Source organism: Streptococcus sp. SGI.013 (assembly GCF_050315295.1).
Taxonomy (GTDB): domain Bacteria; phylum Bacillota; class Bacilli; order Lactobacillales; family Streptococcaceae; genus Streptococcus; species Streptococcus porcorum.
Map to the genome: position 1 here is coordinate 1 of NZ_JBNPOS010000116.1, position 280 is coordinate 280.

Genomic DNA, 280 nt, shown 5'->3' on the forward strand with positions numbered 1-280 from the left:
TACTGTTATTCCGTACGTACCAGGTTATGTTCCTGTAGATCCAAATACGAATCAACCGCTTCAACCGGTAGATCCAGAAGATCCAACTAAAGGCTATGTGCCACCAACACCAGGAAACCCAGGTGTTGATACACCAATCCCATACGTACCAGTTGGAACAGATCCAGTTGATCCATCAACACCAGTTAAGCCTGGTCAACCAACACCGGATGCACCTAAGCCAGTTGTTCCTGCTCAACCAGGTCAACCAGCTCCAAAAGCACCAGTTGCAACACCAGCT

1 pseudogene is annotated in these 280 nt (G+C 48.2%); it reads left to right on the forward strand.

Annotated elements, in window-relative coordinates:
* Positions 1-280 (forward strand): annotated as a pseudogene (locus ACQRDX_RS09625) (hypothetical protein); the annotation flags it as partial.